General features: G+C 70.7%; 9 protein-coding genes. 2 read left to right on the top strand and 7 right to left on the bottom strand.

All coding sequences use genetic code 11. From position 1 onward, the window contains the following. Positions 1 to 53 precede the first annotated feature (53 nt). Positions 54 to 875, bottom strand: a complete 822-nt coding sequence (locus ACZDWJ_RS05915; protein WP_463520002.1) for a peptidase associated/transthyretin-like domain-containing protein — start codon at positions 873 to 875, stop codon at positions 54 to 56. Between the two features lie 164 nt (positions 876 to 1039). On the opposite strand from ACZDWJ_RS05915, the gene msrA reads away from it, so the two are divergent. After that, on the top strand, positions 1040 to 1699 hold the full coding sequence (gene msrA, locus ACZDWJ_RS05910) for a peptide-methionine (S)-S-oxide reductase MsrA (protein ID WP_463520001.1): 660 nt from the start codon (positions 1040 to 1042) through the stop codon (positions 1697 to 1699). Between the two features lie 173 nt (positions 1700 to 1872). Here the strand turns inward: msrA and ACZDWJ_RS05905 are convergent, their stop codons facing one another. From ACZDWJ_RS05905 to ACZDWJ_RS05885, 5 genes are all read right to left on the bottom strand, one after another. Beyond that, a complete protein-coding gene (locus tag ACZDWJ_RS05905; RefSeq protein ID WP_463520000.1) occupies positions 1873 to 3996 on the bottom strand; it encodes an ATP-binding protein in 2124 nt (707 codons plus the stop codon). Between the two features lie 112 nt (positions 3997 to 4108). Further along, positions 4109 to 6298, bottom strand: coding sequence for a sensor histidine kinase (locus ACZDWJ_RS05900; protein ID WP_463519999.1), 2190 nt, complete (start codon positions 6296 to 6298; stop codon positions 4109 to 4111). After that, the gene (locus tag ACZDWJ_RS05895; protein WP_463519998.1) at positions 6295 to 6612 is read right to left on the bottom strand and encodes a hypothetical protein; all 318 of its coding nucleotides are present in this window, start codon (positions 6610 to 6612) and stop codon (positions 6295 to 6297) included. The genes ACZDWJ_RS05900 and ACZDWJ_RS05895 overlap by 4 nt, the downstream gene beginning before the upstream one ends. Continuing rightward, the gene (locus ACZDWJ_RS05890; protein ID WP_463519997.1) at positions 6609 to 6986 is read right to left on the bottom strand and encodes a response regulator transcription factor; all 378 of its coding nucleotides are present in this window, start codon (positions 6984 to 6986) and stop codon (positions 6609 to 6611) included. The genes ACZDWJ_RS05895 and ACZDWJ_RS05890 overlap by 4 nt, the downstream gene beginning before the upstream one ends. Further along, the gene (locus ACZDWJ_RS05885; RefSeq protein WP_463519996.1) at positions 6983 to 7378 is read right to left on the bottom strand and encodes a hypothetical protein; all 396 of its coding nucleotides are present in this window, start codon (positions 7376 to 7378) and stop codon (positions 6983 to 6985) included. The genes ACZDWJ_RS05890 and ACZDWJ_RS05885 overlap by 4 nt, the downstream gene beginning before the upstream one ends. A 310-nt stretch (positions 7379 to 7688) precedes the next feature. Here ACZDWJ_RS05885 and ACZDWJ_RS05880 point away from each other — a divergent pair, with 310 nt between their 5' ends. Continuing rightward, positions 7689 to 9344, top strand: coding sequence for a sensor histidine kinase (locus ACZDWJ_RS05880; protein WP_463519995.1), 1656 nt, complete (start codon positions 7689 to 7691; stop codon positions 9342 to 9344). On the opposite strand, the gene ACZDWJ_RS05875 is transcribed toward ACZDWJ_RS05880, so the two are convergent. Further along, the gene (locus ACZDWJ_RS05875) at positions 9271 to 10203 is read right to left on the bottom strand and encodes a response regulator transcription factor (protein WP_463519994.1); all 933 of its coding nucleotides are present in this window, start codon (positions 10201 to 10203) and stop codon (positions 9271 to 9273) included. The genes ACZDWJ_RS05880 and ACZDWJ_RS05875 overlap by 74 nt on opposite strands. Positions 10204 to 10224 lie beyond the last annotated feature (21 nt).

Below are 10224 nucleotides of genomic sequence, written 5' to 3'. Positions count from 1 at the left end.
ATCCCGTGCCAAGCGCACGGTTCGCATGCCAAGTCCGACCCCGGACGACGACCTCAGGCGTCGATCGGCACCAGCAGCGTGGCCTGGTAGCCGTCGGTGATGCTGCCGGTGACGGTGGCCAGCTGACGCACGCCCTTGTCGTCGCGGAAGACGTTGTCGGTCGACAGCGAGATCCGGTTCAGGTTGGTGGCCGAGCTGCTGTAGCCCGACGCGTGCCCGTAGACGTGGGCCGACTGCTTGCGGGGCATCGCGATCTGGGAGGTGGCCAGGGGCGTCCCACCGCTGGTGGCCTCCTTGCGCGACCGGTAGACCTCGAAGTGGATGTGCGGCCAGCGCCCGGAGTAGCAGCCGGGGTAGATCGTGCGGAAGCGCACCTTGCCGAGGTGGTTGGTCACCTGGACGCCGCGCAGGTAGTTCTCGTCCTCCAGCCCCCAGGAGTACATCGAGTACCTGCCGTCGCGGGTGGCGTGCCAGGCGTAGATCGCCAGGCCGCTGACGACCTCGCACGTGGAGGTGTCCTGCAGGGTCAGGGTGACGTCGAGCGTGACGCCCTTCGCGACGCCGTCCGCGTCGCCGATGCTGCGACGGATGTCGCGCCGGACGACGCCGTCCTCGAGCAGCACGTCGGGGCCGTTGGAGCCGTCGCCCGGGTACGGGCCCGCGGTCTCGTTCGGGATCTCGGTGCCGACGCAGGTGGCCGCGGACGCGGCGCTGACGCCGCCCTGGCCGAGCGTCAGCAGGCCGGCGGCACCGACGCCGCCGGCGCCGAGAAGACCCAGCAGGCTGCGGCGTCGCATCCGCTGCTGCTGCTCCTCCAGGCGGGCGAGGTCATGGGCGAGGCCGAGGTCGAAGGGGTCGTCGTGGTCGTGGCTCATGACGAGAACGCTCGTGCCGCGCGCTGGCACCGCCGTCGCACGGCGCTGTGGACCTCCTGTGAGCGCTGTGCCCCGCGCCACGTCGCCACCTGAGCCCTGCGGGAACGACGAGGGCCTTGCCGGTGTTGGACACACTGGCACCACCGACCCTTCAGGAGGTCTCCATGTTCTTCACCCGCAAGCAGACGTCGCTCGTCGAGGAGTCCCAGACGCTCCCCGGCCGCACCCAGCGCTCCTTCCCGCTCGCCCCGACGCACGCCGTCCTCGGCACGCCGCTCGAGGCGACCCCCGGCGACGGCACGACGCCCGAGGGCTACGAGGTCGCCCTCTTCGGCCTCGGCTGCTTCTGGGGCGCGGAGGAGATCTACTGGCAGCTGCCCGGCGTCTACTCCACCTCGGTCGGCTACGCGGGCGGCACCACCCCGAACCCCTCCTACGAGGAGGTCTGCTCGGGCATGACCAACCACACCGAGGCCGTCCGGATCGTCTTCGACCCCGCCAAGGTGGCCTTCTCCGACCTCGTCAAGCTGTTCTTCGAGGTGCACGACCCCACGCAGGGCATGCGTCAGGGCAACGACATCGGCACCCAGTACCGCTCGGCGATCTACTACACGACGCCCGAGCAGGAGAAGGTCGCCCGCGAGCTCACCGACGTCTACGGCGCCGAGCTGGCCCGCCGCGGTCTGGGCGACATCACCACCGAGATCCGCCAGGCCCCGACGTACTACTTCGCCGAGGACCACCACCAGCAGTACCTCCGAAAAGTGCCCCACGGGTACCGCTGCCACGCCAACACCGGCGTGAGGTTCCCGACGCTCACCTGAGCTGCCCCGGACGGCGCCTGGCTGCCCACGCAGCCGGGCGCAGCGCGCCATCGACAGCTTGCACCATCGACGATCTTCAGTCCGGCGGGCGGTGCGTCCTTGCTCGATGGCCAGCCTCCGTGCACTCCGCACCACAAACGACGGGAGGACCGATGGATGCTGGTTCGGGGGCCTCAGATCCCGCGCGACGGCGGTTGAGCCAGACCTTCTGCACGATCGGCGAGCGATGCATGATCCTCGGGCAGCGGCGCTGGCGGACACGGCAGGGTGAAGCTGAAGCAGGCGCCGGACGGCTGGCTGTCCGTGATCTCGATGCGACCGCCGTGACTGGTCACGATACGGCGAGCGATCGAGAGGCCGAGCCCTTGGCCGCTTCCGTCCTGACGAAGCCGGTGAAAGGGCCTGAAGACGTGCTCACGCTCCTCAAGCGGGATCCCGGGGCCGTCATCGGCGATGCTGTAGCGCGTCCAGCCGTCGTTCTCGATCCCGCTGATGACGATCGTAGCCGCCCGGCCGTCGCCGGCGTGAGAGATGGCGTTGCCGACGATGTTGTCGACGACCTGTCGGATGAGTCCGGCTTGGCCGACCGCCGGCGGAAGCGGGCCCAGGACGACTCGAGTCTTCGGATCAGCCGAGGCGAGCCGCATGTCCACGACCGAGGTGACCAGCTCCTCCATGTCGATCTGCTCATCGCGGGAGGCCCGCCCCTCGCGGGAGAAGTCGAGGAGATCGGTGATCAGGAAGCCCATCCGCTCGGCTGCCCTGTCAGCACGACTCAGCGTCTCGACGAGCTCAGGATCACGTCCGTGTCGAGATTCGGAGATCATCGCGCTCAGCTCCACCCATCCCCGCAAGGCGGTCAGGGGAGAGCGCAGATCATGTGCGACCGACCCCGCGAAGGACTCCAGCTCCTGGAGACGACGATGCTCGTCGGTGCGATCGCGATAGACCACGAGCACCCGCTCCACGCGCCCCACGTCGCCGTGGAGGGGTGTCGCGCTGACGCGCACCACCCGCTGGTCGCCCCCCTTCAGCGGCGTCACGACGAGATCCATCTCGACAGGCCGTCCCTCTGCGGCTGCGAGGGCGATCGGCAGCCGGCCCTCCCGCACCTCCTCGCCGGCCAGCGTGGTGAATCGGAAGTCGCCCGAGGGAAGGCGCGTCGGCGGAAGTCCATCGTGGCCCTTCATCGCGACCAGCGCCTTGTTGCAGCTGATGACGCAGCCCATCGGATCGACGAGTGCGACACCCTCGTCGACGGCATCGGCGAGCAGGTGGAAGCGATGGGCCTCCACGTCGGACCGGGCCTTCGCGATGGAGAGCTCGACCAACGTCGCCGCCCGCTCCTCACGGCCGAGCGAGAACGCCAGGCCGAGGATGCAGGACGTGACGATGATGAGCTGGGTGATGATCCCGATCGCCTGGACGCTGGGAAGACCTGCGACCGGACCGATGCCGTGAAGAGTCAAGGTCACCACGATCGCGGACACTGAGAGCGCGTGGACCAGCGCGAAGGTGACCCCGAAGCGAGTCCCGGCCCAGAGCGTGGCGAGCATGATGACGAACACGACCGGCAGGTCGGGGTACCTCACGAAGGACGCCCAGTACACGGCCCCGGTGAAGCAGATCAGGGCGATGACCTCGACGCCGCGCTGCCGGAGAAGCTCCAGGCCCTGGACGAGCGTCTCCCGCACGACGGAGCCGGGCGAACCAGCTCCGCGGCCCAAGATGCCGACGGCAGCGACGACGACCACCATGCCGGCGAGGTTCCGCGCCCACCACACCACGAAGTCGGCCGGGCCGAGGTCGACGATGACCCATCGGGCCGCGACAGAGCCGAGGCCGGCCCCCGCGGCGGTCGCGACGAAGGCGTGCCGGGCCATCCGCCAGAGGTCGGCCACGTGCATGGGCACGCCGATGCAGCCCACGACTCCCGCATCGTCCCTTGCACGGGGACCGCGACAGAGCACCACGAACAGCGTCACCTGACAGGTGTTGGCGAGGATGAACGCGATCACCAGCTCCCACGGGGCGCCTGTCACACGGTTGACGACGGCCGTGCAGCCGATGAGCAACGCCATGTCGACGAGGAACCACGATCGGGTCGAGCCCAGGAGCCAGACGGCCGCGATCCCGGCCGCCGGCCAGACGAGGCTCATCGCCGTGCCGTCGATGATCGTCGCGCGCCCGCCGAACGCCGCGAGGACGAACATCACAGCCCAGATCGCGGAGCGCACGAGAGGCTGACGCCGTTCACCGCGCTCCGCCGCCGTGACGAGCGCCTCAGAGATCACCATAGACAGACCATCGTCCGCCGGCCTACCCCCTTGAGCCCGGGTTCCCAACTGTTGCCCGCCTGTTGACCGACTGTGGGTCAGCACCGTCGCCGTCACCGGCGTCGCGCGGCGCTCACGCTCTCGGCAGCGTCAGGGCGAAGGTCGTCCCGTGCGGCCCCGTCGAGGCAAGAGCCAGCTCGCCGCCGTTGGCACGCGCCAGCTGACGTGCGATGAACAGACCGAGCCCCGACCCGGGGAGCGCCGAGTCTCCCCGACTGAAGCGCTCGAACGCAGCGGACGCGACGTCCGGGGTCATTCCGGGGCCTTCGTCGTTGATGAGAAGCACGACCGACTCCCCGTCATCGCCGTCGTCGTCGGGCGCCAGCCGGATGCGGCGCAGACCGGATGCGTAGAGATCCGCGTTGGTCGACAGGTTGTCGATGATGTGGGCGAGATGAGCGGCCTCGCACTGCACGGTCGTCTCCGCAGGCAGGTCGCCCACGTCCATGCCGTCGAGCTCGAGCGAGACGAGGACGTCGTGCACGCGGGTGAGCTCCTCGCGCGCGACGAGCCTGTCGCTCTCGATCGCGACGAGATCGAGGACCTCGTCGACGGTCTGGCCGATGCGGGCCGCGTTCCGAGCCACCAGGGAGACGAAGGCCTCGGCGGTCTCGGGGGTGGGCCTCTCGGCCCAGGTGACGCCGGCCGCGTCCGAGCCGAGGAGCAGCGTCGCCACCGGGTTCTTGAGCTGGTGCCCCATCAGCGCGAGCAGATCGCTCTTCATCTGGTCGCTTCGTCTCAGGTGAGCCAGCGCCTCGTCGCGTCGTCTCTCGGCGCGTCGCTGGTCGCTGATGTCGTGGAAGGCCGAGACGAAGCGGTACGGCCGTCCGTCGTCGTCGCGGATGACCGACGAGGTGAGCCGTACCTCGAGGACGGAGCCGTCGCGCCGCTGGAGCGAGCTGTCGAACTCGACGACGTCCTGCTCTCCGGACATGACCGGCTCGAGGAGGCGACGGCGCTCGTCGCGTGCGGCCACCGGAGCGAGGTCCTCCGCCGGTCGTCCGATCAGGTCGGAGGCCTCCTCGTAGCCCGGCATGCGGAGCAGAGCCGGATTCACCGCCTCGAGGACGTCCTCCCTGTTGCGGATGGCCTGGCCGACGGCGGTGTAGGCGAACTGCGAGTGCAGGAGGCGCTCGCTCCGTCGCAGGGCGAGCTCGGTCGCCCGGAGTTCGGTGACGTCGGTGAGGACGACCAGGAGTCCGCCCGGCCCGGGGTCACCCTCACCGAGCGTGCACGAGCGGCACAGGACGTCGATCTCACGGTCACCGCTGCCCCGTAGGACCACCTCCCCCGTCCAGCGGTCCTGCGTCCGAACGGCGCTCAGGAGGTCGACGTCGGGACTGACGCTCACCACGAGCTGATCCAGCCGGCGGCCGACGGCCTCGGCCAGGCTCCGCCCCAGCAAGGCCTCCGCTCCCGCGTTCCAGTGCCGGATGGAGCCGGCCGCGTCGAGGAGGATGACGGCGTCCGCGGTCTGCTCCACCATCCTGGCGCGATCGGCGAGCCTGCGCTCTCGCTCGATCCGCGAGGTCGCGTCCTCGAGCGTGGTCACGGTCGTCCGCCGGCCGTCGTCCGTGCGCCCCGAGCGGGAGCGGAGCTCGAGGTGGTGCACGCCGTCGTCGTCGCTCGGGATGGTGATCGTCTCGTCGACCCGCTCCCGCGGATCGACGACGGCTCGACCGTGTGCCTCGTCCAGCACCGCCCTCTCCGCCGACGTGAGCGCGGAGCATCGCCCCAGCCGCTCCGTGGACGACGACTCGGCGCCGCCCACGGTCGTCACCAGCACGGAAGCCGGCAGGAGATCGACGGCATCGCGCAGCGAGGCCGACATCCCTGCAGCGTGACCCTCGTGGCGCGCCCGCGCACGCGCGACGGCCAGCACCACGAAGCTCGCCTCGGTCCCGCTCGTCACGTCGAGGTGGGGTGAGATGGAGTGCTGCACCCAGACGTGCCGCCCTGCGGGGAGGGGATGACGCAGGTCGACGGTGACCACCCGGCCCTCGTGCAGCGCACGCGTCGCATGGAGCCCGACGACCCCGCAGTCGGCCGGCTCGGTCAGCTCGTCGAGCCGGCGGCCGTGGATCTCCTCCAGCGTCGAGCCGACCATGTCGGCGAAGGCGCGATTGGCGCGGTGGATCGTGCCACCGAGTCCGCAGGCGAACGCCGGCATCGCGCTGATCCGGTTGTCGTTCAGCAGCGTGCTCCAGGGGTGTCGCGTCGCCGACGTCAGCTCCTGGTCCGGCCGAACCTCGAGGTCGCTCATGGGCAGACCACCAGACCGTCGATCCGAAGTCGGGCGGCGTGAGCGCTCCACACGAGACCGAGGGCCGCGAGGTCGGCACGGCTCAGGGCCGCCCCCAGCATGGCGCTCGGCTCGCCGTCACGATCGACCTGCAGGACGACGCCACGCCAGAAGACACCGTCCAGGCCGCGAATGACCACGCGCTGGCCCAGGCCGAGCCACGATGCCCCCTTCGCTCGGCGCAGGGGCACGATCGCCCCGGCGGCGCGTCCCCGGAGCACGAGCGGCGAGTCGACCAACGCTGGAGCGGGACGGGGCGCGGTGTGGCCGTTCACGCCAGCACCGCCCGCTCGTCGAGCAGGATCTGGACCCGCTCGAGGAGCTCGGTCATCGCGTAGGGCTTTGCCAGGTAGTCATCAGCCCCGGCGACGTATCCGGCTCGGACGTCGGCGCGCGAGCAGAGCGCCGAGAGCATCAGCACCGCGGGCTGCGGGCCGCTCCTCGCACGGATCTCGCACAAGACCTCCAATCCCGTGATGCCGGGCATCATCACGTCGAGCACGAGCAGGTCGAAGGCCTCGTGCTCGGTGAACGCAAGCGCATCGGCGCCGTTGCGGGCGGTGGCCACCTCGTGCCCCACCGACTCCAGGACGATCGCCATCAGCTCGCGCAGATCGGTCTCGTCGTCGACGATCAGCAGCCGGCTCACGAGTCGCCCCCCGCCGACCGACCGGAGGCCGTGGCGCGGACGCGAGCGCGATCCGGCTCGACCCGCTGCTCGCTGGAGCGAGCCGACCTGACGTCCTGCCCCAGTGCCACCAGCAGAGCCCTGGTCTGGCGGGTGGTCAGCATCCGACCCGACACCGGAGGTCGCGCGATCGGGTCCACGTGCCGGAGCGCGCCCATCAGGTACCGGGTGTCGCTGAGACCGAACTCGATGTCGTCGACACGCAGCGTCCACCAGACGTCGTCGAGGCACCGGGCCACGACGATCTCTCCGAGGTCGAGGCCCCGATCGAGCCCCAGGCCGTGATGCCCGACGTCGATCATCGTCGAGGGGCGCCATCCGCGGCCCTCCGCAGGCAGGTCGATGGTGAGCATCCGGCTCCTCCAGCTCTGGCACACGACCCGTCGGCACGGACGCGACGGGATCTCGGCGGCTCTTGGTGACTCAGCATGACCCCGCCCCCCGTGGCTCCGGACCGTGCTTTGGACGATCTTCACGACCGAGGGATGACGCGAAGATGTCGTGAAGGCCGGTGGCGGGAGGACGCGGGCTGCCGATCCTGGGAGCGTGATCAAGACCGCCCTCCACCGCCCCCTCGGCGGCGAGCATCTCGTGCTCAGGCGTGTGCGCGCCCTGAGCGGTCGCGTCGTCTCCGAGACGCGGGTCCCTGACGTGCTCATCTGCGTGCTCCTGCTCGTCGTGGCGACGGGCTCGGTGGCGCTCCGTCCTCCCGGCTCGACCGTCGCCGCCTGGTGGCCCGGCGCCGGCGTGGCCACCTGGCTCCTCCTGCGTCGACGCTCGGCCGTGGGGCGCCTGGCAGCGGCCGGACTCGTCGTCGCAGTGACGGGAGTGGCGAACGTCGTGGCCGGTCATCCGCCCGTGCTGGCCCTGGCGTTCAGCCTGGCGAACGCGACCGAGGCCCTCGTCGCAGTCTGGTTCCTGGCGCCGAGCGCGAGAGCTCCCTTCGCCCTCGACTCCTTCGGCTCCTACGGGCGGCTGCTGGGCGCAGCGGCCGCGGGCGCAGCAGCCATCGCAGCGCTCGTCGCTCTGACGGTGTTCCTCATGTTCCGAGCCGATCCGCGCCCGGTCGCCGTCAGCGTGTTCCCGTCCCATCTCTCAGGCCAGCTCCTCGTGCTGGGCATCGTGCTGGCGCCACCGCGCGGCTCGCTGCAACGCGCGCACGGGCTCGCCATCGCGGCGGTCGCGGGAGTGCTCGTCGCCACGCTTCTTCCGGTGTTCTGGCTGACGAGCGGCCAGTCGCTCGCATTCCTCCCCCTCGCCGCGATGGTGATGGCGACCTTCGTGCTCACGCCCCGGCTGACGGCCTGGACGGCGCTCGCCGTTGCGACGTTCGCGACGATCGGAACCGGCCAGGGGCATGGCCCGTTCGTCGACGACTTCGCGCGCTCGCCTGCCGCGACCGCTGCGATGGTCCAGCTCTACGTCATCTGCGTGATCGCGCTGGCCACCCCTCTCGCGCTCGCCATCCGCGATCGCGCGGTCGCGGTGGAGCACGAACGAGAGGCCCGGGAGGAGCAGATGGAGTTCGTGCGCATGCGCACTGCGCTCCTGTCATCGGTGACCCACGAGTTCCGGACGCCGTTGACGGTGATCATGGGCTACAGCGACGTCCTGGTCTCCGGCCTGGCGGGGGAGGTGAGCGCCGAGGTCCGCGGCATCGCCGGCAGCGTGCACCGCAGCGGTCAGCGTCTCGCCGCGCTCGTGGAGGACCTCCTGCAGGCGACGGCACTCGACAGCACCCCCGGAGCACAGCACGCCCCGGTCTCCCTCGATCAGGTCGTCGAGCAGGCGGTCCACGCTGCCGGCGGAGACGGCGAGGGGGTCATCCTCTCCCTCTCCACGGAGGTCCGCGATCGGTCTGTGGACGGCGACTCGCGGCAGCTCCGCAAGGTCGTCGACCAGCTGCTCTGCAACGCTCGGCACGCGCGATCCGAGGGCACCACCATCGCAGTGGCCCTCCGTCACGCGGACGGGGCACAGGACGCGGCCGAGCTTCAGATCGTGAACCAGGGCGACACGTTGCACGGCGCCGAGCTGGCTCGGGCCTTCGACGCCTTCTATCGCACCGAGGCCGCGGAGAGGGAGGCGCGCCCCGGGGTGGGGCTGGGCCTCACCCTCGCACGCGAGATCGTCATCGCCCACGGAGGACACCTCACGCTGACGTCGCACGACGGCGTGACCGTGGCGACCATGACCATCCCCTGGCACGGCACGAGCCCGGCAGCCGCCGACGGCCTGAGCCCGCTCAGCGCAGCAGCCCCACTGCGTCGTCGACCAGCGACCCGAGGCTCACGACCGCCCGCCCCAGCCGCTCGATAGCCTCCTCGCGGGCTGCATCGCTGAGCCCGACCCGTGGGTCGAGCATGCCCGCGATCACGTTGAGCGTGGCCATCGCGTTGTTCAGGTCATGGGCGAGAGCGGCGTGGCCGCCGCCCTCGAGATCACGCGGCGGAGCACCGCTCTCCGACACCGCACGACTCAGTCGTTGATCGCCGCCGGCGTCCTGATGGACCATGCGATAGCCGATGCCGCTCTCGGTCTCGATGAGCGAGGCCTCGCCGCCTCCCCGGGACAGCTTGGCGCGCAGCGCGCCGACGTGCACCCGCAGCGTCTCGCGCGCCTGCGCGTACTCGGCCTGCCCCCAGACCGACTGCGCCAGGACCCGGTGGCTCACCACGCGGCCGCGGCCCTGCGCGAGCACCTCGAGGACCTTCCACTCGGTCGGCGTCAGGTGACGGGGATGATCGTCGACCATCACGGTCCGCGCGTCGAAGTCGATCACGAGTCCACCCACCGCGATCCTCGTGCCGGGCCCGTCGCCGGCTCCGCGCCTCAGCACGGCCCGCAGACGTGCCTCGAGGTCGCCCAGCCGGAACGGCTTCGCCACGAAGTCGTCGGCCCCGGCGTCCAAGGCGGACGACACCGCGTCGGACTCCCTGCTGCCGCTGAGCACGATGATCGGCGTGGACCGGCTCGCCCGCACGCGACCGATCACCTCGAGCCCGGAGAGACCCGGCAGTCCGAGGTCGACCAGGATGACCTCCGGCTCGTGATCGAGCGCACGGAGTCCTTCCAACCCGTCAGCCGCCGACCGGACGTCGTGCCCATGACGCTGCAGCACCGCCTCCAGAGCCGCTCGGAGCTCGGCATCGTCCTCGATGAGGAGCAGGCGCACCATCCAACCATCCTAGACGTCGGC

It is taken from the genome of Nocardioides sp. B129/18, assembly GCF_055282735.1.
This window is presented reverse-complemented; position numbering and strand designations above follow the sequence as displayed.

Bases quoted from the DNA above. Each gene is read 5' to 3' on its own strand.
- msrA (WP_463520001.1), top strand. From the start codon at position 1,040: ATGTTCTTCACCCGCAAGCAGACGTCGCTCGTCGAGGAGTCCCAGACG.
- ACZDWJ_RS05885 (WP_463519996.1), bottom strand. From the start codon at position 7,378: ATGCTCACCATCGACCTGCCTGCGGAGGGCCGCGGATGGCGCCCCTCG.
- ACZDWJ_RS05915 (WP_463520002.1), bottom strand. From the start codon at position 875: ATGAGCCACGACCACGACGACCCCTTCGACCTCGGCCTCGCCCATGAC.
- ACZDWJ_RS05875 (WP_463519994.1), bottom strand. From the start codon at position 10,203: ATGGTGCGCCTGCTCCTCATCGAGGACGATGCCGAGCTCCGAGCGGCT.
- ACZDWJ_RS05905 (WP_463520000.1), bottom strand. From the start codon at position 3,996: ATGGTGATCTCTGAGGCGCTCGTCACGGCGGCGGAGCGCGGTGAACGG.
- ACZDWJ_RS05900 (WP_463519999.1), bottom strand. From the start codon at position 6,298: ATGAGCGACCTCGAGGTTCGGCCGGACCAGGAGCTGACGTCGGCGACG.